The 25,275-nt window shown below is 64.0% G+C and carries 29 protein-coding genes; 7 read left to right on the top strand and 22 right to left on the bottom strand.

Features of this window, described 5'->3' with window-relative positions; genetic code table 11:
• The first annotated feature begins 126 nt into the window (after positions 1–126).
• Positions 127–579, top strand: coding sequence for a peptidylprolyl isomerase (locus EBBID32_RS12235; protein WP_006957704.1), 453 nt, complete (start codon positions 127–129; stop codon positions 577–579).
• 218 nt (positions 580–797) lie between these two features.
• Here the strand turns inward: EBBID32_RS12235 and EBBID32_RS12230 are convergent, their stop codons facing one another.
• Entirely contained in the window at positions 798–1,484 is a 687-nt protein-coding gene (locus EBBID32_RS12230; protein ID WP_006957702.1) for a hypothetical protein, read from the bottom strand.
• Entirely contained in the window at positions 1,484–2,137 is a 654-nt protein-coding gene (locus tag EBBID32_RS12225; protein ID WP_006957701.1) for a hypothetical protein, read from the bottom strand. The genes EBBID32_RS12230 and EBBID32_RS12225 overlap by 1 nt, the downstream gene beginning before the upstream one ends.
• A 314-nt stretch (positions 2,138–2,451) precedes the next feature.
• Between EBBID32_RS12225 and EBBID32_RS12220 the strand changes: the two genes are divergently transcribed.
• Complete coding sequence (locus tag EBBID32_RS12220) at positions 2,452–3,003, top strand: outer membrane protein (protein WP_006957699.1); 552 nt, start codon at positions 2,452–2,454, stop codon at positions 3,001–3,003.
• A gap of 154 nt (positions 3,004–3,157) precedes the next feature.
• Here the strand turns inward: EBBID32_RS12220 and ppc are convergent, their stop codons facing one another.
• Both ppc and EBBID32_RS12210 read right to left on the bottom strand, forming a co-directional pair.
• Positions 3,158–5,860 carry a phosphoenolpyruvate carboxylase gene (gene ppc / locus EBBID32_RS12215; RefSeq protein WP_006957697.1) on the bottom strand — a complete coding sequence of 901 codons (2,703 nt, stop codon included), beginning with the start codon at positions 5,858–5,860 and terminating at the stop codon, positions 3,158–3,160.
• 63 nt (positions 5,861–5,923) lie between these two features.
• Positions 5,924–7,792 (bottom strand): methyl-accepting chemotaxis protein, encoded by a 1,869-nt coding sequence (locus EBBID32_RS12210; RefSeq protein WP_006957694.1) that lies wholly within the window; start codon positions 7,790–7,792, stop codon positions 5,924–5,926.
• Positions 7,793–7,911: 119 nt separating this feature from the next.
• Between EBBID32_RS12210 and EBBID32_RS12205 the strand changes: the two genes are divergently transcribed.
• Together EBBID32_RS12205 and EBBID32_RS12200 are read left to right on the top strand one after the other, a co-directional pair.
• Positions 7,912–9,363: an ATP-binding protein gene (locus EBBID32_RS12205; protein ID WP_006957692.1), complete on the top strand. Its 1,452-nt coding sequence runs from the start codon at positions 7,912–7,914 to the stop codon at positions 9,361–9,363.
• Positions 9,363–9,836: a low molecular weight protein-tyrosine-phosphatase gene (locus EBBID32_RS12200; RefSeq protein ID WP_006957690.1), complete on the top strand. Its 474-nt coding sequence runs from the start codon at positions 9,363–9,365 to the stop codon at positions 9,834–9,836. Before EBBID32_RS12205 ends, EBBID32_RS12200 begins: the two co-directional genes overlap by 1 nt.
• Here EBBID32_RS12200 and EBBID32_RS12195 read toward each other — a convergent pair.
• From EBBID32_RS12195 to rpmF, 6 genes are all read right to left on the bottom strand, one after another.
• Positions 9,817–10,830 (bottom strand): LacI family DNA-binding transcriptional regulator, encoded by a 1,014-nt coding sequence (locus EBBID32_RS12195; RefSeq protein WP_006957688.1) that lies wholly within the window; start codon positions 10,828–10,830, stop codon positions 9,817–9,819. The genes EBBID32_RS12200 and EBBID32_RS12195 overlap by 20 nt on opposite strands.
• Before the next feature lie 47 nt (positions 10,831–10,877).
• Positions 10,878–12,167, bottom strand: a complete 1,290-nt coding sequence (locus EBBID32_RS12190; RefSeq protein WP_156022548.1) for an MFS transporter — start codon at positions 12,165–12,167, stop codon at positions 10,878–10,880.
• A 124-nt stretch (positions 12,168–12,291) separates the two neighbouring features.
• A complete protein-coding gene (gene ihfA, locus EBBID32_RS12185) occupies positions 12,292–12,588 on the bottom strand; it encodes an integration host factor subunit alpha (RefSeq protein ID WP_006957683.1) in 297 nt (98 codons plus the stop codon).
• A gap of 102 nt (positions 12,589–12,690) precedes the next feature.
• On the bottom strand, positions 12,691–13,674 hold the full coding sequence (locus tag EBBID32_RS12180) for a beta-ketoacyl-ACP synthase III (protein ID WP_006957682.1): 984 nt from the start codon (positions 13,672–13,674) through the stop codon (positions 12,691–12,693).
• Positions 13,671–14,693 carry a phosphate acyltransferase PlsX gene (gene plsX / locus EBBID32_RS12175; RefSeq protein WP_037490456.1) on the bottom strand — a complete coding sequence of 341 codons (1,023 nt, stop codon included), beginning with the start codon at positions 14,691–14,693 and terminating at the stop codon, positions 13,671–13,673. The genes EBBID32_RS12180 and plsX overlap by 4 nt, the downstream gene beginning before the upstream one ends.
• A gap of 67 nt (positions 14,694–14,760) precedes the next feature.
• Positions 14,761–14,940, bottom strand: coding sequence for a 50S ribosomal protein L32 (gene rpmF, locus EBBID32_RS12170; RefSeq protein WP_006957677.1), 180 nt, complete (start codon positions 14,938–14,940; stop codon positions 14,761–14,763).
• Positions 14,941–15,148: 208 nt separating this feature from the next.
• On the opposite strand from rpmF, the gene EBBID32_RS12165 reads away from it, so the two are divergent.
• Complete coding sequence (locus EBBID32_RS12165; protein WP_006957675.1) at positions 15,149–15,580, top strand: MAPEG family protein; 432 nt, start codon at positions 15,149–15,151, stop codon at positions 15,578–15,580.
• A gap of 104 nt (positions 15,581–15,684) precedes the next feature.
• On the opposite strand, the gene EBBID32_RS12160 is transcribed toward EBBID32_RS12165, so the two are convergent.
• The 5 genes from EBBID32_RS12160 to EBBID32_RS12140 are packed head-to-tail and all read right to left on the bottom strand — an operon-like array spanning position 15,685 to position 18,661.
• Complete coding sequence (locus EBBID32_RS12160; RefSeq protein WP_006957673.1) at positions 15,685–16,353, bottom strand: MBL fold metallo-hydrolase; 669 nt, start codon at positions 16,351–16,353, stop codon at positions 15,685–15,687.
• 59 nt (positions 16,354–16,412) lie between these two features.
• On the bottom strand, positions 16,413–16,841 hold the full coding sequence (locus EBBID32_RS12155; protein WP_006957671.1) for an RrF2 family transcriptional regulator: 429 nt from the start codon (positions 16,839–16,841) through the stop codon (positions 16,413–16,415).
• 36 nt (positions 16,842–16,877) lie between these two features.
• Positions 16,878–17,921: a glycerophosphodiester phosphodiesterase gene (locus EBBID32_RS12150; protein ID WP_006957669.1), complete on the bottom strand. Its 1,044-nt coding sequence runs from the start codon at positions 17,919–17,921 to the stop codon at positions 16,878–16,880.
• Positions 17,918–18,274 carry an ArsC family reductase gene (locus EBBID32_RS12145; RefSeq protein ID WP_037490448.1) on the bottom strand — a complete coding sequence of 119 codons (357 nt, stop codon included), beginning with the start codon at positions 18,272–18,274 and terminating at the stop codon, positions 17,918–17,920. Before EBBID32_RS12145 ends, EBBID32_RS12150 begins: the two co-directional genes overlap by 4 nt.
• A gap of 6 nt (positions 18,275–18,280) precedes the next feature.
• Complete coding sequence (locus tag EBBID32_RS12140; protein ID WP_006957665.1) at positions 18,281–18,661, bottom strand: RidA family protein; 381 nt, start codon at positions 18,659–18,661, stop codon at positions 18,281–18,283.
• Positions 18,662–18,807: 146 nt separating this feature from the next.
• On the opposite strand from EBBID32_RS12140, the gene EBBID32_RS12135 reads away from it, so the two are divergent.
• The gene (locus tag EBBID32_RS12135; RefSeq protein ID WP_006957663.1) at positions 18,808–19,095 is read left to right on the top strand and encodes a hypothetical protein; all 288 of its coding nucleotides are present in this window, start codon (positions 18,808–18,810) and stop codon (positions 19,093–19,095) included.
• Positions 19,096–19,104: 9 nt separating this feature from the next.
• Here EBBID32_RS12135 and EBBID32_RS12130 read toward each other — a convergent pair whose 3' ends face one another.
• Positions 19,105–19,518 (bottom strand): globin domain-containing protein, encoded by a 414-nt coding sequence (locus EBBID32_RS12130; RefSeq protein WP_006957660.1) that lies wholly within the window; start codon positions 19,516–19,518, stop codon positions 19,105–19,107.
• A 130-nt stretch (positions 19,519–19,648) separates the two neighbouring features.
• Between EBBID32_RS12130 and EBBID32_RS12125 the strand changes: the two genes are divergently transcribed.
• Positions 19,649–20,191: a thermonuclease family protein gene (locus EBBID32_RS12125; RefSeq protein WP_006957658.1), complete on the top strand. Its 543-nt coding sequence runs from the start codon at positions 19,649–19,651 to the stop codon at positions 20,189–20,191.
• A gap of 37 nt (positions 20,192–20,228) precedes the next feature.
• On the opposite strand, the gene EBBID32_RS12120 is transcribed toward EBBID32_RS12125, so the two are convergent.
• The 6 genes from EBBID32_RS12120 to EBBID32_RS12095 form a co-directional block, all read right to left on the bottom strand.
• Positions 20,229–20,795 carry a glycine zipper 2TM domain-containing protein gene (locus tag EBBID32_RS12120; RefSeq protein WP_006957656.1) on the bottom strand — a complete coding sequence of 189 codons (567 nt, stop codon included), beginning with the start codon at positions 20,793–20,795 and terminating at the stop codon, positions 20,229–20,231.
• 212 nt (positions 20,796–21,007) lie between these two features.
• Entirely contained in the window at positions 21,008–22,369 is a 1,362-nt protein-coding gene (locus EBBID32_RS12115) for a methyl-accepting chemotaxis protein (protein ID WP_006957655.1), read from the bottom strand.
• An 88-nt stretch (positions 22,370–22,457) separates the two neighbouring features.
• Positions 22,458–23,375: a DMT family transporter gene (locus tag EBBID32_RS12110; protein ID WP_006957653.1), complete on the bottom strand. Its 918-nt coding sequence runs from the start codon at positions 23,373–23,375 to the stop codon at positions 22,458–22,460.
• Positions 23,376–23,405: 30 nt separating this feature from the next.
• Positions 23,406–24,461: a DUF3667 domain-containing protein gene (locus EBBID32_RS12105; RefSeq protein WP_006957652.1), complete on the bottom strand. Its 1,056-nt coding sequence runs from the start codon at positions 24,459–24,461 to the stop codon at positions 23,406–23,408.
• 51 nt (positions 24,462–24,512) lie between these two features.
• Positions 24,513–24,746 carry a hypothetical protein gene (locus tag EBBID32_RS12100; RefSeq protein ID WP_006957651.1) on the bottom strand — a complete coding sequence of 78 codons (234 nt, stop codon included), beginning with the start codon at positions 24,744–24,746 and terminating at the stop codon, positions 24,513–24,515.
• 122 nt (positions 24,747–24,868) lie between these two features.
• A partial coding sequence (locus EBBID32_RS12095) for a fumarate hydratase C-terminal domain-containing protein (RefSeq protein ID WP_196805646.1) occupies positions 24,869–25,275 on the bottom strand: 407 nt, incomplete at its 5' end.

The raw sequence follows: 25,275 nt of genomic DNA, 5'->3' as shown, positions 1-25,275 counted from the left end.
GCCCATGCACAATATAATTGCAATGGCGCAGAGGCAGCCAAAGCCCAAAACACGGGCTTCCATCGCGACCTCCAACCTCTATATGGGGGCCAGCACTACCCCATCCCCGACAAGAGAGGATTTTTCATGGCTGACGATACCCTGACCCTTAGCCTCGACAGTGGCGGCGACGTCGTCATCAAGCTGCGTGCCGACCTGGCCCCCGGCCATGTCGAGCGCATCACCACGCTGGCCAAGGACGGTTTCTACGACGGCGTCGTGTTCCACCGCGTCATCCCCGGCTTCATGGCGCAGGGCGGCGACCCGACCGGCACCGGCATGGGCGGATCGAAGCTGCCCGACATCAAGGCCGAATTCAGCCGCGAAAAGCATATCCGTGGCGTCTGCTCGATGGCCCGCTCGTCCAACCCGAACAGCGCGAACAGCCAGTTCTTCATCTGCTTCGACGATGCCACCTTCCTCGACGGCCAGTACACCGTCTGGGGCGAAGTGACGTCGGGCATGGAGCATGTCGATGCCCTGCCCAAGGGCGAGCCGCCGCGCACGCCGGGCAAGATCGTCAAGGCGACCGTCGGCTGAACGGCTGAACGGCTGAATAAAAGGCCCGCCTCCAGAGCATGGAGGCGGGCTTTTTTGTTCGGGCGATGCCATTACCTACCCCCGTTCGTCCTGAGTAGCCGCTGAGCGAAGTCGAAGCGGCGTATCGAAGGATCGCGCAAGATGCTTCGATACGAGCCTTCGACAAGCTCCGTCTCTACTCAGCACGAACGGAGGTTGGTAACCGCAAGGCAACGCCCTTAACGCCTGCCCGCCATGCCATCCGTCGCAGAAACGGCCTGCGCCGCCTCCGCGCCATTATCCGCCGGATCGACAACCGGCGGCGTGTAAGGCCCGATCCTCTCGATATGCCAGCGGCGCTGTTCCGCTGTTGATCCGGGCACTTCGTTGACGCGGCGCAGCATCACTTGCCGTAGCGCGTACCAAGGCTTGCCATTGGCCGCGAGCCTTCCGTAAATCTGTACCGGTACGCTGACATAGACCGATCCGGCCGCGCCATCCGGCTGCGTCGGCGCGCCGATATTGGCATGGATTTCGCTGAATCCCCGGAAGCGGGCGGCGAAATGGGCGTCGTCCTGCTGGCCGATCGCACCGGTAGGATTCCAGAGATCCTGCGCATCCTCGAAGCGTTTTTCCTCCAGCAGGCCGAAATAGCCCTGCACCACCTGCGCCGCGCCCTGCGCGCTGTCAGGGTCGATCACGCCTTCTTCGATCGGGGTGCGATCGTCGGGCAGGCCGCCCGGTGTCCCCGGCTCCGGCGGGGTCAGCGGTTCCATCACCGCCATCGCTTCGGCGCGGACGTTATTTTCGACCTGCACCGCATTGGCACCGTTGGCGAGATTGTCGATCGCGCTCTCCTCCCGCCCGTCGCAGGCCACGACGAGCAGGAGGGAAAGCAAGGCGGCGGCCTGTACCGGACCCCGCATCAGTCGGGACGTTCCTGCCGCGAGGCACCGGGCGCGCGCGATCGGACGGCGCGTTCTGACGGAGCAGGACGGGCGCTCCAGTCACGCTGCGGGCGCGGCTGGCTTGTTTGCGGACGTGTCTGCGGCTGACGCAGCCCCGGCTGGGGCGCGGGGCGCACCGCGTCATTGCCGCGCCAGTTGCCGCGACCGCGGGGGGTGTCCGTCCCTTGCGGCGAGCGGGGGCGGTTCGTCCAGTTGCCATTGCCGGGCTGGCCATCACGGCCCTGCCAGCGATTGTCGCGGCCATCGCGATCGCGGCCGCGCCATTGGCCATTGCCACGGTCGTCCCGCCGGTCATCGCGGCGTTCGGCACGGCGGCCTTCCCAATAGCGGCGCTGGCCGTCATTCCAGCGCTGGCGGCGACCGGCGCGATCGTAGACATAATAGCCCGTGCCGGGATAATAATAATTGTCGTACCAGCCATTATAGAGGCCGGGCTGATAATAGCCGGTCGGGCCATAATAACCGTCGCCATAATAGCCGCCACCGCCATAGTAACCGGTGCCGACGCTCACGCCGCCATAACCATAGCCGTCGTCATAGGCGCAGCCGCCCAAAGCAAGTGCGCCTGCCAGTCCCATCACGGCCAGAATCCGATGTCGGAAACCCGTCATCGTCTTTCTCCTCTTCTCCATCTGATCCTGACGTAACGTCCGGCGGTTGAATTGGTTGTGAATGGATTTGGCCTGCCACGTCCAGTGTTTATCGCAGGTTCAGATAAGTCGGGTTTCGTTCATCGGGACGACAGAAACCGTGTTTTTTCCGTCACATAATCGCATTTTTGGCGGCTTTTATCTTCTGTTCAGGAAACCTTCGGGCAGGGCCAGCCATTTATCTCCCGTCGCCTGAGCCGCTTGCAGCGCTCATCCGTGCGACCCGGCGGGTCCACACCGTCGCATCAAACCACAACAGATAAAGGGTCACCCCTATGAAGACACTGCTTTTGACGGCAGTTGCTGCCGCGTCCTTCGTTCCTGCCGCTATGGCGCAGGATGAGGCTGGTGCGCCCAGCCGCATCGAGCCTTATGTCGGCGTGATGGGCGGCGTGCATAATTTCGACAGTGAGACCGGCAAGGAGGGTATTCCTCCGGTCGGCTATAAAGGCCGCATGGTCGAAGGCGTCGCGGGCGTGAATTATAATGTCGCAGGCCCGCTGGTCGTCGGCGTCGAAGGCACCGCATCGAAGGGCGTGTCGGGCGACATTGACTGGGAATATGGCGCGGCCGGCCGGGTGGGCGTGAAGGCGGGCAAGGACAGCCTGATCTTCGGCAAGGTCGGTTACAAATGGGTCAATTTCGACGCACTCGGCCCCGATAGCCCGGACTATCACGGCACCACCTATGGCGCGGGCGTCGAATTATCGGCTGCAGACATGGGCGGTTCAGCTGCCAGCAGCAACATCCGTTTCCGGGTGCAGGCCGATACGATGGGCAATTTCCGCTCGATCCGCCCAATGGCGGGCGTCGTCGCGAAATTTTAAAAGGTTTGGCGGGCTGTAGCGGCCCGCCCCACCGGCCAATCCCCGATCAGGGTCCGCCCTGATCAGGGACTGGGGTCCGGGACGGCGCATTGGACTGCCGCCGTCCCGGATTCCCCCAGATCGGATCCTCCCCCGCTGGGGGAGGATTTTTGGTTTAGCCGCTATTGCGCAGCGCCGTCGCGATCGCATTGATCGACAGTTCGATGCCTTCCTTGATGCGCGGATCATCCTCGCCCGCGCGGTGCCGTTTCAGCAATTCGACCTGGAGCAGGTTGAGCGGCTCGATATAGGGGAGACGCAGCCGGATCGAGGTTTCCAGCGTCGGGTTCTTTTCCAGCAAACGGCTCTGCCCGGTCGCGGCGAGCAGCCCGTCATGGGTCTGCGCCCAGCCCTCCCGAATGCGGCCGAAAAGCCGTTCGGCCAGTGCCTGATCGTCGACCAGCGGCAGATAATGGGCCGCGATGCCCAGGTCCGATTTGGCCAGCACCATTTCCAGATTGCCCATCGCGGATTTCAGGAAGGACCAGCTTTGCGCCATGTCGGCCAGCAGCGCCTTGTCCTCGAACGCGGCAATCGCATGGCCCACGCCATACCAGCCGGGCAGCATGACGCGCGCCTGCGCCCAGCTGAACACCCAGGGAATTGCGCGCAAATCCTCGATCGCGGTGCTTTTGGTGCGGCTGGCGGGCCGCGACCCGATCTTCAGGCCCGAAATCTCCTGAATCGGGGTCAGCTCGCGGAAAAATTCCTTGAACCCCTCCGTGCCGTAAACCAGATCGCGATAGGCGTTGAAGGCATTTTGCGACAGCTCGTCCATGGCGCCTGCAAAACGCGCGGCGTCCTTGTCCGAAATCCCCTCCGGCTCCAGGCTGGCGAGCAGGGTCGCGCTCGTCATCGCTTCCAAATTGGTCATGGCAACATCGCGCGATCCGAATTTGGCGGCGATCATCTCGCCCTGTTCGGTGATGCGGATGCGGCCCTGCACCGTACCGCGCGGCTGCGCCTGGATCGCGGCGAAGGCGGAACCGCCGCCGCGCCCCACCGCCCCGCCGCGCCCGTGGAACAGCTGCATCGCCGCGCCTGCATCGGCAAAGACCGGCTCCAGCGCCTTGCTCGCCTTGAACAGGCTCCAGGTCGACGTGATGTAGCCGCCATCCTTGTTGCTGTCCGAATAGCCGATCATCACTTCCTGATGCCCGCGCTGCTTCACCACCCCGGCAATTTCGGGCAGTCCGAAATAGGCGGACATGATCTGTGGCGCGGCCTCCAGATCGGCGATGGTTTCAAACAAGGGGATCGACATGATCGACGCCTGCGGCGGCGCGCCATCGACACCTGCGCGCCACAGCCCTGCTTCCTTGAGCAGGATGTTGACCTCCAGCAGGTCCGACACGCTTTCCGCCTTGGAAATGATATAATGGGTGATGCAGGGCGGGCCGTAGATGCGGTGCGCTTCGGCGGCAGCGTGGACGATCGCCAGTTCGGACGCGGTTTCCTCCGAATAATCGGCGAAGCGCGATCCCAATGGGCGATTGTTGGCCAGTTCGCGACGCAGCAGAGCGATGCGGGCATATTCGTCGAGCGCGGCATAGTCCGCCTCGACCCCCGCGACCTTGAGCAATTCGGCCACCACCCGCTGATGCACATCGCTATTTTGGCGCATGTCGAGCGTGGCGAGATGGAAGCCGAAGGTTTCGACCGCGCGGATCAAGCGCCCCAATGCGCCGCCGCTCGACAGCGCGCCATCGCCCTCGCTCGCCAGCCCTTGCGCCACGGTGACGAGATCGCGGCGGAAATCGGCGGGGCTGGCATAGGCCTGCCCTTTCAGGCTGGACGGGCGTGGTGGCTGGCCGCCAGTCAGCGTCGCATAGGTGGCGACCAGACGGGCGTAGATGCCTGAAATGGCGCGGCGATAGGGTTCGTCCTGACGGCTGGGCGACGTGTCGCCGCTGGCGTCGGCAATGTCCAGCACCGCCTGGGGCACATGGGCCAGTTCGGTCGAGAGCGACAGTTCCGCGCCCAGCGCATGGAGCGCGTCGAGATAATAGGCCAGCGCTGCCTGCGCCCCGCGTTTCAGCGCGAATTCAAGCTGGGGCGCCTGCACGAAGGGATTGCCGTCGCGGTCGCCGCCAATCCAGCTGCCGACCCGCAGGAAACTTTGCGGACGCGCGCCCAGCACCCGCTCCCACCGGGCATAGAGCGCGGGCAGGACCGGCAGGAATGTGTCGCGGAAATAGGCAAGGACATTGTCGATCTCATCCGCGACGAACAATTTTTCGCGGCGCAGCGGGCGGGTCTGCCACAGCAAGGCGATCTGGCGGAAAATCGCCTCGTCCAGATTTTCGCCATCGTCGGTCTCTTCGCGACCCGCATCCTTGAGCAGCATCAGGTCGGCGATGCGGTTCTTGTGATCGATCATGCTCTTGCGCCGCACTTCGGTCGGGTGGGCGGTGAGGACGGGGACGATCAGCGAGTGCGCCAGCAGCCCCAGCACCGCGTCGCGACCGATCCCATGCGAATCCAGCCGGGCGATGGCTGATGCGACATCGGCCCCCGGTTCGGCTGCAACCCCCTGCCGGTCCTCTGCCAGATTGGCGAGCATGGAAAAGAGCATGAAACCGCGCACGAAATTGAGCGTGTCGTCCAGGCTGAGCGCGTCCAGCCCGGTATCGACAAAGTCCGCCCCCTGAATCCCCCGCGCCCGATCGACCGAGGCGGAGCGGATATATTCGGTCTGGCGATAGAGGCTTTCCCCGCCATAGGCCCGGATCACGTCGCCCAGCAGGCGCCCCAGATAGCGGATGTCGGGGTTCTGCGTGATCGCAGGAGCGGATGTCGTGGAGGAGAGAGTCGCCATGGTAACGATGCTGCACCGCAACAAGTTGAGGGTCAAGAAATTCCCACCGCTGTGCCGTTGCGTTCAGGCCGCCTTGAGCGCCTCGATCAGGCGCCCGAACTCCGCCTGCACCTGTTCGACCCCCTGTCGCACGGCCGCGCCCTGTGCACGGGTCGTGGCGGCGGCCTGTGCCGAATGACGCAGGGCATGGGAAATCGCATCGACCGCCTGGTTGGTCGCACCAGCATCAAGCGCGACCGAACGGGAAACGCGCTGAATATCCTCTACCGAGGCAAGCTGTTGCTGGGCAGAGGCAGCAGCCAGCCCGATCGCCTCGACCAGACTGGCCAGAACGGTATCGACCGACCCGACCAGCGCAAAAGTCTGCTCCGCCGCCTGCTCGATTCCTTCCGCGCGCGCCTGGATTTCGCGTGTGGTCTGCGCCGTCTGGGCAGCCAGCGCCTTGACTTCATTGGCGACAACTACGAAGCCGCGCCCCGCTTCCCCGGCGCGTGCCGCTTCGATCGTGGCGTTGAGCGCCAGAAGATTGGTCTGGCCGGTAATCTCCGCGATCAGGTTGGTGGCTTCGTTGACGCTGCCGACATGGCGACGCAGATTATCATTGGCGTGGTGCGCGGCGGCCGACTGACCGCTGGCGGTCGCGGCCGATTCGCGGATATCATAGGCGGTGTCGGTAATGGCACCGATCGATGCGGTCAGTTCGTCGATGGTCGCCGTGATCGCCTGGGCCGATCCGGCGGTATCGCGCGCACGCGCGGTTACTGTGTCGACATGACGTTGCTGCTCGTCGATCGTGCGCATCGTATCGTCGGCGCTATGTTCAAGCGCAGCGGCCGTTTCAAACAACTGGGCCACCAGCACGGCCATGGACCGTTCCAGCGCGTCTGCTATCACCCGCCCGTTGCGCCGCAATTCCTCCTGATGCCGCCGTTCCTCGGTCGCGACCCGATCGGCGCTGGCGGCCAATGCCTGCCGGGCGGCTTCAGCCTGCACCAGCGCGTCGCGTGCCTGTTCAGCGGCGGTGCGCGCTTCACTCTCCGCATCGCGCGAATGCCGGACCTGCGTGCGCAAGGCGCCATGTGCTGCCACGAGCCGCCATGCCAGCCAGCCCGACATGGCGAGGAATGTCAGGATGATGGAGGCCATGGCGGGGATGATCTCGCGCAATGCCTTGGCCCCGGCAGATGACCGGCGCCATTCTACCTGCCCCAGCACCTGACCGGTAACATCCTTGATCCGAATACCGTTTTCCGTGTCCCCGGTGGTGCCGACATTCCATTTCAGCGGCAATTGATTGGTGCGGCTCATATCAGCCAGAAGGCTGGCGTCGATCGGCTTGGCGAACAGCAGATAGCGCAGATCCCCGGATGGCAGGCTGCTACGGTCCTTCCATGGGGTGATCGCGCGGGCAGCCAGGATCACCGCTTGCCCCTGCAAACGGGCGAAACGCACGATCCCTTGGCGCTGGGCCAGTGCGGCGCGCTGGCTGCCCGGCAGCGCCGCCATCATTTCATGCAAGACTGGCAGGGCCATCGCCCGATCCAGCGGCTGGAGGCTGGCCCGCCGGTGCAGGTCGGTGCCCGCCGCCATCCAGACGGTCCGTCCGCTGGCGTCGAGCACATAGGCATCGGCCAGTTCCGTAGCCAGGTTGGTTTCGGCCCATTCCCGGTCGAATTCGCCATAGACATGGTCGACCGCATCGTCCCAGCGCGCAGACGCCATGACCGAATCGCCCAGAGCAGCGCGTTCACGCAGCAACGCGCCATTGACGACACGATGGAGGTAGGCGTCGGCATTATGTTCGATCTGGGCACTGAGCAGGCCAAGGAGGATGGCGGTACCGATTATCGCAAGCAGGATGACGCCGCCCAGCGGCACCATCGTGTCCCCCAGATTGTTGTTGCCCGCCAGCAATGCGCGCCTGCGCATCATATGTCGTGCCTGAAAAAGGAGGGACTTCTTTACCATCTTCTCCCGGATAATGCAGACAGGTTGAAAATTGGTGAGCAAGCTTCTTGCGCCGACCCGGCTCACTGGGCCAAAGGACGAGCGTGACCGCCAGCATCAGCATAGGAACCGACAGCCACGGCAAGGACGTGCTGGTCGACGTGGAGGAATTGCTTGCCACCCGGCTGCTCGTCCAGGGCAATTCAGGGTCGGGCAAGTCGCATCTGCTGCGCCGCCTGCTGGAAGAGAGCGCGCCGCTGGTCCAGCAGATGGTGATCGACCCGGAGGGAGATTTCGTCACGCTGGCCGATAATTATGGCCATGTAGTGATCGACGCGGGCGACTATAATGAGCGCGAGATCGTCAAGATGGCGACGCGGATTCGCGAACATCGTGCGTCTGTGGTGCTGAGCCTGGAGGCGCTGGAGATCGACGCGCAGATGAAATGCGCCGCGTCTTTCCTGAACGCCCTGTTCGATGCCCCACGCGACCATTGGTATCCCGCGCTTGTGGTGGTGGACGAAGCGCAGATGTTCGCCCCCGCCGCCGCCGGCGACGTGTCCGACGACGCGCGCCGGGTATCGCTGGCGGCGATGACCAATTTGATGTGCCGGGGGCGCAAACGCGGCTTGGCGGGCGTCATCGCGACGCAGCGGCTGGCGAAACTGGCCAAGAATGTCGCGGCCGAAGCCTCCAACTTCCTGATGGGGCGCACCTTTCTGGACATCGACATGGCGCGCGCCGCCGACCTGCTGGGCATGGAGCGGCGACAGGCGGAGCAGATTCGCGATCTGGAGCGCGGGCGCTTCCTGGCGCTGGGTCCGGCGATCTGCCGCCGTCCGGTCGCGGTGAAGATTGGCGCGGTCAAGACCAGCACGCGCGGCGGCACCCACAAGCTGATGGCCCCGCCGGTGACCAGCTGCGAGGATTTTCAGGAATTATTGTTCGCACCCGAAGCAGCGGATGCAGCGCCGGTCGCGCCGCCACGCGCCGACCCACCGCCCCGCGCCGCCGAAGATATCATCCGCGCACTGGCCGATTCGCCATCGGCCAAGCCCGCCGCGCCCGAACTGGATTTCGGCCAGAATGAGCCGGTGGTGATGGCGGTGTTGGAGGAAATCGTCGCCGATCTGGGCGATGCTGCACCGAGCGTATCGACCCTCTATCAGGATTTCGGTGTGCGCTGCCGGATGAAGGGGCTGCGCACACCGCCGCTCGACCTGCCCGCCTTTCGCAAGCGTTTTGCCATGGCGCAGGCGGGGATGATGGACGCCGCCGATGTCCGCTGGGAACCAGCGATGCGCGCCGCCGATCCGCTGCCGGAGGATATGCTCGCTCCGTTCCTGTTGATCGCGCGCGCCGCGATGCAGGGGCACCCCTGCCCCGACGACACGGCGCTGGCGCGGGCCTATGGCACCAGCTCACCGGGACGGGTGCGGCGGCTGATCGACTATATGGAGAAACTGGGCGTCATCGTCGCGCGAACCGATTTTTCGGGCAAGCGCTCCATCGGCGTGCCGGGGCTGGGTCTGTCGACGGCAGTGGCGGAGGGGTGATGCCTGCGATATCCGTCCTGTTCGTGTGCCTGGGCAATATCTGCCGGTCGCCGCTGGCCGAAGCGGCTTTGCGGGCGGAGGCAGAGCGGGTCGGACTGGACATATTGGTCGATTCGGCGGGCACGGGCGACTGGCATGTGGATTGTCCGCCCGATCCGCGCGCGGTGCGGCAGGCACTGCGCCATGGCATCGACATTTCGGGCTATCGCGGGCGGCAGGTGAGCGCGGCCGATTTCCATCGCTTCACCCATGTCTTTGCGCTGGATGGCGAGAATCTCAAAAATCTGCGGCGCATCCGGCCTTCGGACGGGACAGCGACGTTGGCGCTGTTGATGGACAAGGTGCCGGGGCGCGAGGGAAACGGCGTGACCGATCCCTATTATGGCGATGAAGCCGGATTTGCACAGACGTGGGACGATGTGACCAGCGCGGCGCGGGCCATCATTGCCGAGCTTAGCTCGATTCGCGGATGACGAGGCGCGGGGCGATGCTGATCGACCCGGCATCTTCTCCTGCAAGGCGACGGAACAGCAGGTCGACCAGCTGGCGCGCGCCGCCCTCTATGTCCTGCGCCACGGTGGTCAGCGGCGGATTGGCCAGGCGCGCCATGGGGATGTCGTCAAAGCCGATGATCGACAGGTCGCCCGGCACGGACAGGCCATGGTCGGTCGCGGCTGACAGCAGGCTCATCGCCACCACGTCCGATGCGGCGAACAGGCCGTCGGGGCGGTTGCCGGCGGCGAACCAGGCGGTGGCGACCTCCAGACTGGCTTCGGGGGTGATATGGGTGTGGACCAGTTCGACGGTATCGCGCAGATCGGCGGGCAGCGCGGCGACAAAGCCCTGATAGCGGGCGGCAAATTCGGGCACCGCGACATTGCCGAAAAAGGCGAGGCGACGACGGCCCCGCGCGACCAGATGCTGCGCGGCCAGCGCGCCGCCCGCCTGATTATCCGTACCCACGGTGACATGGGCGTTGCGGGACGATTGTTCGCCCCAGATCACCATCGGCGCATAATGGGCGGCGGTGCGATCCAGCACCGCACTCTGGTTCGACTGGCCAATGATGATGACGCCGTCGGTGCGGCCGGTGCGAATGAAAGTGTCGAGCCAGTCGTCGCCCTGCGGCAATACCCGCGAGAGCAGCAGGTCATAGCCCCGATCGGTCAGCGCATCGGCGAGGAAGCCGAGCATCGCCATGAAGAAGGGATCGGACAGATGCTGGCCCCGTTCATGCCCCAACGGCAGCAACACGGCGATGGCACCCGTGCGACCAAGGCGGAGATTCTGCGCGGCGACATTCAGCTTGAAACCATGCCGGTCGGCCAGCGCCTGAATCCGTTCCCGCGTGCCCTTGTTGAGCGCGCCCTTGCCGGTAAGCGCCCGCGATACGGTAGAGACCGATACCCCACCGATCCGCGCCAGATCGGCAATGCTTTTGACCTGTTCGGGCTTTGTGTCGTCCATCGCGTTGAGACTAGGGCAAAGTCGCGCCGCCGACAACGGCCTGTGGTTCAGGCCACGCGCGCGGGCGTGCGCACCAGCAATGTCGCTGCACCCGCCATGACCATCATCACCCCGGTCATCAACAACAGGTTACGCGGATCACTCCCCAGCAAAGGCTGGTAGATCAGCGGCACGATCAGCGTTTCCAGCAACATGGGGATGACGATGAACATGTTGAAAATGCCCATATAGACGCCAGTCCGTTCGGGCGGGATGGCATTGGCGAGCAAGACATAGGGATTGCCCATCATGCTGGCCCAGCCAATGCCGATACCGATCATCAGCAGGAACAAGTGGCCTGTATCGCGCACCTGCGGAATGGCGAGCATGGCAAGGCCCGACAGGGTGACGGCGATGGCGTGGAGATATTGCGCACCGATGCGACGGCTGAGCGGCACCATGGCGAAGGCGGCGAGGCAGGCGATAGCATTGTAGAACGCCCCCGCCTGGCCCGTGAGCAACACTGCCTGGCGAAAGCCGCTGCTGGCGGGATCGGCGGTGTCGAACAGCGATCGGGCCAGCGCGAAGGCGATGAACTGCCAATAGGCGAACATGGCGAACCACTGGAACAGCATAGACAGGGCCAGCTGGCGCATAGCGGTAGGCATGGCGCGGATGGCAGCGACAAAGTCGCGCAGCGCAGTGGCAGGGGAAAGGGGCTGCGCCTGCATTCGCGCCACATCTTCGGGCGGCAGCGGCAATTCGCGCACGCGCAGCACGGACCAGAGGATGGTGGAGATGGAGATGACCGCCCCTGCAACGAAAGCGATGCGGGTGACCTGTGGTATGCCGTTGGCGTCGATCAGGTCACCGTCAAAACCCCACCAGACCAGCAGCGAGGGGGCAAGATAGGAGAGCGTCTGGGCGAGGCCGGTAAAGGCGCTCTGGGTCAGGAAGCCGACCGGGCGCTGGCTTTCGTCGAGCCGGTCGCTGACATAGGCGCGGTAGGGTTCCATCGTGATATTGTTGGCTGCATCCAGCATCCAGAGCAGGCTGGCGGCGAACCAGAGCGTGGGGCTGTAGGGCATCAACAGCAGGCCGAGGCTGCACAATATCGCGCCGATCAGGAAATAGGGAGTGCGGCGGCCCCATTTGCTGACGGTACGGTCGCTGAGCGCGCCCACGATCGGTTGCACCAGCAGGCCGGTGACCGGGCCCGCCAGCCACAGCAAGGGCATAGTCGCCTCGTCAGCGCCCAGATAGCGGTAGATCGGTCCCATATTGGCCTGTTGCAGGCCGAAGGAGAATTGGATGCCGAGGAACCCCAGGTTCATCTCGACAATGCGTGACAGACGCATCCGTGGTTTGCTCAACGCACTGGCCATCGATCCGGTCCTCTCCCGCGCCCTGTCATCCGACGAGCGCCAGGGGATGGAATAGCAGAAGCAGCGATGATTGCAAACGTTTGCTTAAATCAAATTTTCAGTCGCCAGCAACGCGATCCCGCATCGTTTGACTTGCACGGAAGGTCAGGACGCGGCGCGGTTCGATCGGCACTTCCACCCCGGTCTTGGGATTGCGGCCCATGCGTTGGGTCTTGTCGCGCAGAACGAAAGTGCCAAAGCTGGAAATCTTCACATTTTCGCCGCGTCCAAGCGCATCGGACATATGATCCAGGATCGATTCGATCAGCGCTGCCGCTTCGGCCCGCGACAGGCCGACATGACGGTTGACGCTTTCAGCAAGGTCTGCGCGCGTTAATGTGCCTGTCCCCGTCATTGGATTCCCCATTTCCACCCCATGGACCATCACGGTCGGATGGCCTCTACAGGAATGTGCGGGATTTGCAGGGCTTTGGCAAGGTTGCGTGATGTTGCGGGATCAGACCCGCAGGACGCAGGCACCCCAGGTGAAGCCTCCGCCCATCGCTTCCAGCACGATCAGGTCGCCCGGCTTGATCCGGCCATCGCGAATGGCGCAATCGAGCGCCAGCGGAACCGACGCGGCAGAGGTGTTCGCATGGCGATCCACAGTCACGACGACGCGGTCGGGCGAAAGTTTGAGCTTGCGCGCTGTGGCATCAAGGATGCGGGCATTGGCCTGATGCGGCACCAGCCAGTCAATGTCGCTGCTGGACAGGCCCGCTGCCGCCATGACTTCGTTAAGGACTGCGGCGAGGTTGACAACGGCGTGGCGGAATACTTCCTGGCCCTTCATCCGCAACTTGCCCACGGTCTGCGTCGTGGACGGCCCGCCATCGACATAGAGAAGGCCGTTGTGACGGCCATCAGCATGGAGTTTGCTGGCCAGAATGCCCCGGACCGTTTCGGGACTCGCACCGTCTGCGCTTTCCTCTGCCCCCAGAACAACAGCACCCGCGCCATCGCCGAACAGGACGCAGGTGGTGCGATCCTCCCAGTCGAGAATGCGGCTGAAGGTTTCAGCGCCGATCACCAGCGCGCGCTGGGCCGCGCCTGACCGGATCATGCTGTCGGCCACGGTTATGGCGTAGAGGAAGCCCGAACAGACGGCCGCCACGTCGAACGCGACGCAATCATTGATACCGAGTGCTGCCTGCACCTTGGTGGCGGAAGCCGGGAAGGTCTGGTCCGGGGTCGCCGTCGCCAGGATGATGAGGTCGATGTCCTGCGCGGCGATACCGGCGGCGTCGAGCGCGGCGCGGGCCGCGTCCGTGGCCAGCGAGGCGGTGGTTTCATCGTCGCCCGCAATATAGCGATTGCGAATACCGGTACGCTCGACAATCCATTCGTCGCTGGTGTCGACGGTCTGCGCCAGTTCAGCGTTGCTGACCGCGCGAACAGGCAAGGCCGATCCGGTCCCAAGAAGAATCGCACGACGGATCACTTGACGGGCTGCTCCAGCTTTGACGAGGCGGTGAGCGCCTGCACGGCGGCCATGTCGGCGGCGATGCGGCGGGTGATGTCCTCTTCGAGCAGGCGGGCGGCGACATGAACCGCATTGGCGATACCCTTGGCATCCGCGCTGCCATGGCTTTTGACGACCACGCCGTTGAGGCCCAGAAACACCGCGCCATTATGATTGTTGGGATCAAGATGATGCTTGAGCAGGTGCATCGCGGGCTTGGAGATCAGAAAGCCGATCTTCGAGCGGATCGAACTGGTAAAGGCTTTGCGCAGCACGTCGGTGACGAAGCGGGCCGTACCCTCGATCGTCTTGAGCGCGACATTGCCGGAAAAGCCGTCGCACACGATGACATCGGTGTCGCCCCGGCTGATCTTGTCGCCTTCGATAAAACCGTCAAAGCTCATGGGCAGGGCATGCGCGGCGCGCAGGATGGCCGCAGCGTCGCGGATTTCATCCGTGCCCTTTAGATCCTCGGTGCCGATGTTGAGCAGGCGCACGCGGGGCCGTTCGAGGTCGAAAGCGATGCGGGCATAGGCCGCCCCCATCACCGCGAACTGGACGAGGTTGCGGGCGTCACATTCGGTGTTTGCGCCCAGATCGAGCATGACAACGTCATTGTCACCGAGCGTCGGCAGCAGCGCGGCCAGAGCGGGCCGATCAATGCCGGGCATGGTGCGCAGCGCCAGCTTGGCCATGGCCATCAGCGCGCCGGTATTGCCCGCCGACACGGCGGCACCGGCCTGGCCCGATTTCACGGCCGCTATGGCCATGCTCATCGAGCTGCTTTTTTTGCGAATCGCAACGCTGGGCTTGTCGGCACCATCGACGACGGTATCGGCATGGACGACGTCCGACGCCGCGCGCAAATTGGGATGGTTATCGAGCGCCGCCTTTATGCGGGTTTCGTCACCGAACAGGGTGAAGCGCAGCCCGTCGTGGCGGTGACGGGCGAGCGCCACACCCGCCATCATCACGCGCACGCCTTCATCCCCGCCCATCGCGTCTATGGCGATTCGCGGTTGGCTGGACACCCTAGATCACCCCTTTGCGGAGATCGAAAAGTCGTTACGCCCCGACGGCGACGATTTCGCGGCCATTATAATGGCCACAGGCGCCGCACAGATTGTGGGGGCGCTTGAGTTCACCGCAGTTGGAGCATTCCTGGAATGCTTCGACGCGCAGCGAATCGTGGCTGCGGCGCATACCGCGCTTGGAGGGGGACGTTTTCCTTTTGGGGACAGCCATGTCGGCACCTTGTTCCGTAAATCTATCAGGTTGTGCGAACGGCCAGATCCGACATGAAAGCGGACGCCAAAAGCGCCGCAGACCCATGCGGCCCTGGGTGATCGCGAAGCCCTGCGCCTATAGCGCTTTTTGATCGGGGTGCAAGTCCTTCCTTGCCCGCGCGGTCGGGGCGGCTAGGGTACAGGCCACAGAAATGAGGGGAAAACCGATGCTATTGCCAATCACACTGACCTTCGCTGCCGCCTGCGCACTGCTCAACCTGTGGATCGCGACGCGATGCGCGCGGATTCGGATCGCGGACAAGGTGCTGCATGGCGATGCCGGCAATGCGCTGCTGGCGCGGCGGATGCGGGCACATGCCAATTATATCGAATATACGCCAATCGTGCTGATCCTGTTCCTGCTCGTCGAGCTGGCCGTGGGCGCTTCGCTGTGGCTGTGGATCGGTGCGCTCGTCTATGTCGCGGCGCGCGTGGCCCATGCGTTCGGCATGGATGCGGATGCGCCCACCCTGTTGCGCGGCGGCGGAGCGATGCTGACCTGGATCGTCATGATCGCCATGGCAATTACGGCGCTGACGATCGCCTATACCGCCACGCGCGAAGTGCCCGCACCACCGGCGCTGTCGGCGCAGGTGTAACCCCATATCCGTTCGGGCTGAGCCTGTCGAAGCCCTGCCCTTTACTTCAGGAAGAGCGACCCTTCGACAAGCTCAGGGTGAACGGAGGGGGTGCCAGACGAGGATTAACCCAACACCGAATCGGCGACGAAGGGGTTGGTGCGGCGTTCGTGGGCGAAATTGCTCATCTGGCCATGGCCGGGGACGAAAGCGGTATCGCCGCCCAATGGCCACAGCTTGCCGGTGATGGCGTCGATCAGCTGTTGGTGATTGCCGCGCGGAAAGTCGGTGCGGCCGATCGATCCTTGGAACAGCACATCGCCGACGATCGCGAGCTTGCTCGGCGCATGGTGGAAAACGACATGGCCGGGCGTATGGCCGGGGCAATGGAGAACGTCGAGGGTGAGGTTGCCCACATGCACCTGATCGCCATCGACCAGCCAGCGATCCGGCTCGAAACTCTCGCCCGGCACGCCCCAGCGCGCGCCATCCTGCGCCAGCTTGTCGATCCAGAAACGGTCATCCTCATGCGGCCCCTCGATGGGGACGCCCAGGTCGCGGGCCAGCACGCCGGCCTGACCGCAATGGTCGATATGGCCGTGGGTGACGAGCAGCTTTTCGATAGTCACGCCATGCTGCGCCGCTGCCTTTTTCAATACCGGCAAGTCACCGCCCGGATCGACGAACGCCCCGCGCATGGTGGCGGTACACCAGAAGAGGGTGCAGTTCTGCTGGAGCGGAGTGACCGGGATCAGCGTGGCTTTGAGCGGACGGTCTTGCGGGGATGTCGTCATGCGCCCGATGTGGCGAAGCGGCGGGACGGACGCAAGGGGAAGCGAACCTCCCTGCCTGGTTAGTTTGCCTCGTCCAGCGCCGCGAAGGGTTCCGCCAGGCTGATGCCGTCCAGCACCCGCGCCGTTTCGTCGCGCACGCGCAGCATCACCCGGTGCAGGCGACATTCCGATTCGGGCAGGCAGTTGGTACAGCTTTCATGCGCGAAGCGGCTGGCGCAGGGGGTGAGCGCGAGCGATCCGCGGGTCAGGCGGACAATGTCGCCATAGCTGATGTCGACCGGGGCGAGCGCCAGCCAATAGCCCCCGTCCCTTCCCCGCTGCGTCGCCACCAGCCCTTCGCGCGACAGTTCGGACAGGATCACCGTCAGGAATTTGCCTGGAATATTCTGGCGCGTGGCAATCTCGTTCAGTGGCACCGGTCCCTGACGATAGCGGTCGGCGAGATGCTGGAGCGCGCGGATGGCATAACGGGTCTTTTGGGACAGCATATTAGCGTTATTCGCTCAGGTGATGCGTTTGACAAGTCAAGGCGCGGCTTTCTCCAGCGCGGTGCGTGCCTGGGCAGGGAAATCGGTAAAGACCGCATCCACCCCGGTCGCGGCCACCGCCCGGACATAGCCCGCAAAGTCGCCCCGGCCCTGCGCGTCGTCGGGGCGCTGATATTGGGCGGGCAGGAAGAAATTTTCCATTCGCAGCGTCCAGATATGCACCTGTAGCCCGGCATCATGCGCCTGCCCCACCAGCGCGGTGGCACCATCGTCCGCCAGCACCCGGCTGGTCGAAGGACCGATGCCGTCGGCATAGTCGGCGATCGCGCGCAGCCCCTCCACGCTCATCATCGCGTCATAGGTCAGGTCCGGCCGGTCGGCGGGTCCGCCGGTGCTGTCGATCAACTGGATCAGCCGCAACCGGGTGGCGGCGCGCAACGCCTGAAGATTACCGACCTCGAACGACTGGATATAGACCGGGTCGACCTCCGTCAGATAACCATATTGTTCCAGCAGAGCGAGCATCGGTGCCTGATGCGGAAGCCCGATCCCGGCGAAATAGCCGGGATGTTTGGTTTCGGGATAGATGCCGATGCGGCGACCGGCTTCGGCCTCCTTGGCGCGAACCAGCTTCAATATCTCCTCGAATGTCGGGATGAGGTAGAGATTGTTGAAGCGGGTATTGGCGGGGCGCAGCAAGGGCAGCCGTTCGCGCGCGCGCAGGGTGCGCAGTTCGGCCAGGGTAAAATCTTCGGTGAACCAGCCGGTCACCGCCTGACCGTCGATCGTCTTGCTCGTCTTGCGATCGGCAAATTCGGGATGATCGGCAATGTCGGTCGTGCCGCTGATTTCATTTTCGTGCCGGGCGACCAGCACGCCGTCCCTGGTCAGGACCAGATCCGGCTCGATAAAATCCGCGCCCGCGTCGATCGCGCGTTCGTAGGAGGCCAGTATATGTTCGGGCCGCTCGCCGCTGGCCCCGCGATGGGCGATCAACAAGGGTTCGGCCATGGCGATCTCTACCGGCAAAAGGAGGAACAGAAGCGTCAGGCAGGCGCGGATCAGGCGCCGCCCGCTCATGCTATGGCACCTGCCAGCGCATTCTCATAGGTCGTTGCCTTGAAACCTATGATGGTCTGCTTGCCCGTGTCCAGAATCGGCCGCTTGATCATCGACGGGTTGGTCATCATCAGCAGGATCGCCTTGTCCGCGTCGATATGCGCCTTGTCCCCGGCGTCGAGCGCCTTGAAGGTGGTGCCGGAACGGTTGAGGATGGTTTCCCAGCCATGCTCCATCACCCATTCCTCCAGCTTGGCCTTGTCCACGCCCGACACCTTATAGTCGTGGAAGCTGTAGGACACGCGCTCATTATCGAGGAAATTGCGCGCCTTCTTGATCGTGTCGCAATTTTTAATGCCGTACATCGTGATCATGGCGACTTACCCTTTGAAAGCGGTGACTTCGATTTCGATTTTCATGTTCGGCTTGATCAGCCCTGCCACGACGCAACTGGCGGCAGGGCGGATCGTGCCGAACACCGGCGCGGTCGCCTGACCCAGTTCGTCCCAATAGGCGGGGTCAGTGATATAATAAGTGACACGCACAACGTCGGCGAAGGAAAAGCCCGCCTCGTCCAGCGCCCCGCCAATCACCTTGAGTGCGTTGGTGGCCTGATCGGCAACGCTGTCGGGCATGGTCTTGGTTTCGGGATCGGTGCCGGTGGTGCCAGCGACGAAGCACCAGTCGCCCTGGACGACGGCACGGGAATAGCCGACCTGCGCCTCAAAGGGCGAGCCGGAAGAAATAAGCTGGCGGGGCATGACGGATTCCTGCTGCAGTGCGAAAGGATCGTGCCCGCCCTTGCCCCCTTGGCCCGATGCTGTCCAGTGGTTTCGGCGCGCAGGACAAGGAACAGCGGGCTATGCGGATCGTTGGAGAGGGATCACTGCTGTACAGGAGAACGACCATGGCCCACCCCATCCCCGATGATGATATCGACGACAATAGCGAACAGAACGAGGCGGGAACGCAGGCGCAGGACGTGGCGGACTCTGCACGGGCGCGCAGCACGGACCTGAGCGAGGAAAGCGAACATGGCGGACACAGCAATCCGGCGCAGATCATCCCCGATGACGTGCCGGACCTTGTTGACACGATGCATGCCATGAACCGGTCCGGCCGGATCGACATGGACGCCTATGTCGGGGAACCGTCGATGGATGATGAGGACGGCGCGGAGCGCGCCGAGGACTGATCCGGTCGATCAGGCCGCCGCGCTGCTGCCGTCCAGCGCGAAATTGATCATGCCGCGCGCCATATGCCCCAGCGCCTGTGCCATCGCATCACCGATCGCAGGGTCCATATCCTGCTGGCCCGCTATCGCGCAGGCCATCGCCAGCGCCCAGTTATCGGCCAGTGCGGGCGTGATCGGGAAGGCCCGGTGGAGCGACATGACGCACTGGCCACGCCCGAACCAGTCGCGCGGGCCACCGAGCCAGCCGGTCAGGAACAGCGTCAGGCCATGGCGCACCGGTCCCAGATCGGCAGCATGGAGCGCGCGCAGATCAGCGTAAAGGCTGTCCTGTTCGATCAGGTCGTAGAAGCGGTTGACGATCGCCGCGACGACCGGTTCGCCGCCGATGCGGGCATAGGGACTGGGCGGCGCAGCGGCGTTCATCGACTGGCTCCGTTTCGGATGAGGGCAAGGTCAGCATGGCACATGGGCCGGGCGCGTCATTGATACCTGTCAAATTGAAGCTGCGCCGGATCGGGGAGACGATGGACCGGCTTTAACGCGCCGTTTGCCAATGGCTGCCTATCCTGGCGGCATGGCGAGACAGAGATATGGACGAGCACAACGGCGCAGTGCGGGCTTTGGTGGCCCGGCGCTCATCTATGCGCTGTGCCTGGGGCTGCTGCTCGGCTGGTATGGGCCGGTGTGGATGGAGCGGGGGGCATGGCCGCCGATGGAGATGCCGCGGCAGAGCGTGCCTGCCGATACGCTATCGGCGCAATTTGGTTTTTGCCATAGCGGCGGCGGGGTCAATTGCGTCGTGGATGGCGATACATTCTGGTTCAGCGGCGAAAAATACCGGATTGCCGATATCGACACGCCCGAAACCCACGGGCCGCGCTGCGCCGCCGAGGGCGCACTGGGCGCGCGGGCGACGGAGCGGTTGCAGGTATTGATGAATGAGGGCGCCTTTTCGCTGGAGAGCGGCGACCGTGACACCGACCGCTATGGCCGGGCGCTGCGGGTGGTGACACGCGGGGGCGAATCGATCGGCGGGATGCTGGTGGCCGAGGGGCTGGCGCGCGAATGGGACGGTGCCAGACGGAGTTGGTGCTGAAAGGGGCGGACGCTAACCGCCCGCCCCTTCATTTATCCTAGCGGCAGTTCAGGCTGCCGCGGTCGATTTCACGGCCCAGCAACGCGCCTGCGCCGCCGCCGATCAAGATACCCGCGACATTGGACTGGCCACGGTCGATCTGGCTTCCGAGCAGGCCGCCCAGCGCAGCGCCGACGATCAGGCCAGTGGTGCCGTCCGAACGGCGGCAATAATAGCGGTCGTCATAACCGCGATAGATGCGAGTGCGGCGATCGACGCGGATCGGCTGATACCCGCTGCGATAATAGCGGTCGGGCCGATAGCTGCGGCCATAGCGCGGATCGGGGCGGTTCCAGTCATAGCTGTACACCGGGCGGCCGGGCTGGCGGTAAGTGACGCGGCGGTCGACCCGGCGATCCTGGCGCCAGTCGCGGCGATCATCCCGACGGTCGGCGCGACGCTCCTGCCGATCATCGCGGCGGTCTGCACGTCGATCCTGGCGATCATCGCGCCGTTCGCGATTGTCGCGTCCCGGCTGTGCAAAGGCGGGGGTGGCCGCAAGCCCGGTCAGCGTCATCGCGCCGAGCGACAGGGCGGCGATGGCCTGTCTGAAAGTGAACGTCATGGGCGGGATCCTTCGCTTGGGTGCAATCTTAAATATCAGAACCACCGACGATAAAGGATGTTGCATGAACGATACAAAACCGCCCGTTCATCGTGGAGCAGGATGAAACGGGGCGCATGGCGGCGGGATCGCCACAAAACGGAGCTTTTCGGTCAAAGGATGCTGTTGTTGGAAACAGATCATATCGGGCGCACGACCCTATAGTCGGCTCATCAGCCCTGATCCTGATAGGCCATCTGGAGTATGCCCCAGTGCCGACCCTTAACATGGATCGACGCGATCACCTGTTTGAGCAGGATCACGTCACCAGCGGCCGTCAGGCGGCGATAGGCCTTGATGCAGAAGGGCTGGGTGATGCGGCATTGTTCGCGTGTGTCGGGGAAATCGAAGATCAGCCCCTGGCGCGAATATTCCGCATTCCATTTGTCGTCGCCGGGCCGCTGCGGATGGGCGCGTTCGGGCATGGCGATCGCGCCAAAGGCGTTGCGGTCGGTAAAGGTCATGCCGAACAATCCCGTAAAGGCGCGCGCCTTGTCCTGCTGCGCACGCGCGGCAGGCAGCATCACATCCTGTACGGCATGGCGATATTGTGGCGGATTGGTGCCGGCGATCGGCACCGGATGGTCGCTGAAGATCGCGGCCTCGCTGACCTGCCCCCGGTCGATCGCTTCCTCGATCGCGCGGCTGACGATCTCGGCCGATTCCAGGCTGAAACTGATATAGGGCGAATCGGGGATGGCGACCCCGCTTTCGGCCAGATATTGCAGCAGCATGTTGGTATCTTCGCTGGCGGTCGATACGCGGCCCGACAGACGCTGCAATCCGCCCGCATTGTCTGCCGACGTACTGGCCAGCGCGCCAAGCCCGGTGCGAATTTCGCCTGCCGATCCTACGATCGACGCGATCCGTTCCGCCACGCCTTCGCTGTTGCTCGACAGGTCCAGCATCAGCGTGCCGAGCCGCTCGACCAGCGTTTCGATGTTGCGCGTGTCCGATTGCGCGGTGCGCGCCGTCTGCGCGCCGCGGTTGATGCTGTCCAGCATCCCGCCCGCCTCGCCGGTCAGCGCCGCGATCGACTGTTCGATCGTGTGCGTTGCCGCGCCAGTTTCCTGCGCCAGCTTCTTCACTTCCGCCGCGACCACGGCAAAGCCGCGCCCGGCGTCACCCGCCCGTGCCGCCTCGATCGTGGCGTTGAGCGCGAGCAAATTGGTCTGGCGGGCAATGCCGCTGATCATGTTGGTGACATGCGCGACGGTCCTGAGCGCCTCGCCAAAGCCGTCCAGCCGATCATGGATGCGGCTGACCTGATCGATCAGGTCGACGAACACATGGTTGGCGGCGGACAATTGCCGCCCCGAATCGTCGATAATGGCGCGGGCGGCAATCGCCTTGGCACGCGCGTCCTGCCCGGCATTCGCCACGCTTTCGCCATCGCGCGACAGTTGCGACGCGGCGCCGCTGATCGCCTCGATCGTGCGCGCCTGCTGCGTCACGCGGTCGGCCAGTTCGCTAATGTCTGCCTGCAAATCGAGCGTGCGAATGCCCAAGTCGCCCGACAATTTGGCCACTTTCATCACCGCTCGTGCGACGGTCTCGGATTTTGCTTCGCTACCCACGGATCGAGGGCTAATCCAACATGGTAAAGGAAAGATTAGCGACGCCTCAGAGCGATCCGGCCAGCGCCAGCACCACGCCGGTCACGACCAGCAGCAGCCCGATCGCCTCACTGCCTTGTATCTGTTCCTTGAGGTAAAAATGCGCAAAACCCATGGTGAAGGCGACCTCAATCTGGCCAACGATCCGCACTAGCGCTACCGGCGCGGTGGCAAAGCCGGTGAACCAGCAAGCCGACCCAAGGGCCGATAGCATCCCGACCTGTCCCGATACCCGCCAGGTTGCGAACACGCGCCGCATCTCCCCCGGTTCGCGTGCCAGCAGCCAGCCGCCCTGCATCACGGTCTGGAGCGCGACCGTAACCGCCAGCACGATCAGCGCCGCCAGGATCGGATCGCCCGTTTCCACCTGTTGCGTCGCGCGACGGATTCCGATCGCGGTCAGCGCAAAGAAAAAGCCCGACGCGATGCCGCACAGTGCGGCGGGCTGGCCCAGCGCGCGGACAAAATCCATCACGCCCATACGCTTGCCCCCGGTCGACAGCAGCATCACGCCAACCACGCCGCAGCCGATACCGGCCCAGGCGAACGGCGACAATCGCTCCCCCATCAAGAGGAAGGACAGGAGCGCGCCCTGCACCGCTTCGGTCTTGGAATAGGCCGTGCCGACGACGAAATTGCGATGCCCGAACGCCAGGATCAACAGGTTGGTGGCGATGATCTGCGCCAGCCCGCCACCAATGCAGAAGAGCAGGAACAACGGGCCGACGGAGGGAAGGGCGGCGGGAAAGGCCAGCCGGTATCCGCCCAGCAGCAGCAGCGCGAAGGGAAGCCCGTAAAGATAGCGCACCAGTCCCGCGGCGTTGAGCGACAGGCTGTGGCTTACCCGCCGCTGGACGGCGGTGCGCCACGCCTGCACGCCGCCAGCCATCAGCGTTGCGGGCAGCCAGATCGGGGATGTAATCATCGCGCCGCTATAGCCGCTTGCCGCCGTGCGTCACCCCATCATCACCAGCATGGTGAAGAACAGCGCCAGCGCGAGGCAGGCGAACATATAGAGCAAGGGCAGCCGCCACAGCGCACCAAAGCGCGACAGGCTGTAGGCATCCTTCATCTGCCGGTACATGTGCCAGGCCGCATAGAGCAGCAGCACAGTCGTCACCAGCCCGGCGGTGACATGCAGCGCTGACAGGAGCATCGACAGCGAAAAGAGCAAGGACATGAAGGCGATCGAATAGGTCACATAGATCGCATGATCGTACATTTTGAAGCGGCGGCTGAACGGAAAGAGCAGCCACACGAACGGCATCGAAAACAGGATCAACGCCCAGGAGAATTTATAGGCATTGGCCTTGAGCTTGTAATAGGCCAGTTCCGGGTCTTTCGCTGCGGCGCTGACGACCTCGCCCACCGTGGCGGCGACCCCGCCATTCATGCCCTCACCGCGCAGAGTCTCGGTCATGTTGGCGGCGAGCGAAATGCCCTTTCGCTCCTCGCGCGCCTCGCCCAGATCCTCGTTCAGCGTCGCGCGCTGCGCCGGAGTCAGGCCGGGCGCGTTCAACTGCGTCTCTATCTTAGCGATCTGCGCGTCCGCCTTCGCCTCTTCGGCGCGCAGCTCGGCGATCGCGCCATCATCCATCTGCACCATCTTGCCCGCACTGGCACCATGGCCGCTGGTCAGCGAGAAGATGGCGTACATCAGGAAGGCGGTGAACAGGAACAGGGCAAAGGGCGACACGAATTTCGCGCGCTCACCATGGATATAGCGTCGCGTCAGCCTGCCCGGCCGCAACGCAAGTTCGGGCAATGTCCTGAATATCTTGCCTTCAAAATGGAGCACGCCATGGGCCAGATCGTGGCCGATCGCACCGAAACTGCGATGGACATGCGCCGCCTGCCCGCATTGCGCGCAATAGGCACCCGCCAGCGGTGCGCCGCAATTGAGGCAGGTGCCGTGGCCTTCATGCTGAGATTCGCCATGGCCCGGTTCGACCGCGCGTGCGATCATGCCTCCGGTGATAGCGTCCCCCGCCGCGTCGATTTCCCCCGTCATGGGGAACAGGATAACAGCGGTGTATGACGCTTGCCAGACAGTTGTTTGCGCTTAGCTGGGTTTGATACCGGGCAGCCCATGGCGCGCCCAGTCGCGTCCCATCGTCCAGTTCGCCTCCAGCCGCACCAGCGGATTGGGCGCGCACCAGATTTCGCCACTGTCGGACAGGCCCGTCACCCAGATCAGATTATGTTCCTGCCCATAATCTATGACGGCCAGAGCATAACCCTTCCCCTTGCCCTCGATATGGACGGGAAGGGGTGGATCGAGTTGGGTAAATGACATGGGCGATGCTCCGGCAAAAGGTGCCGAGACAATGCCGGGCAGGAGCCGGGGTTCCGGGCGATTAACGCAGGTTGGTGCGATTACAAAATCCTCCCCAGGCAAGCCTGGGGAGGATCGGAAACTCACACGCCCTCCAGCAGTCCTTCGCGCTTGATCTTTTCCTGCCAGACCAGTGGGGCGAGGTAGTGGACATTCTGGCCTTCGCTATCGACCGCGACGGTCACCGGCATGTCCTGCACATCGAACTCGTAGATCGCTTCCATGCCCAGATCCTCAAAGCCCACGACCTTGGCACCCTTGATCGCACGGGCGACAAGATAGGCCGCGCCGCCGACCGCCATCAAATAGGCGCTCTTATGCTTGGCGATGGCTTTCGTCGCGGCGACCCCGCGTTCGGCCTTGCCGACGCAGCCGAGCAGACCCTGTTCCAGCATCATGTCCATGAAGCTGTCCATGCGGGTCGCGGTGGTGGGACCGGCGGGGCCGACCACTTCGTCGCCGACCGGATCGACCGGGCCGACATAATAGA

The sequence above is a fragment of the Sphingobium indicum BiD32 genome (assembly GCF_000382885.1).
GTDB lineage: Bacteria > Pseudomonadota > Alphaproteobacteria > Sphingomonadales > Sphingomonadaceae > Sphingobium > Sphingobium japonicum_C.
This window is presented reverse-complemented; position numbering and strand designations above follow the sequence as displayed.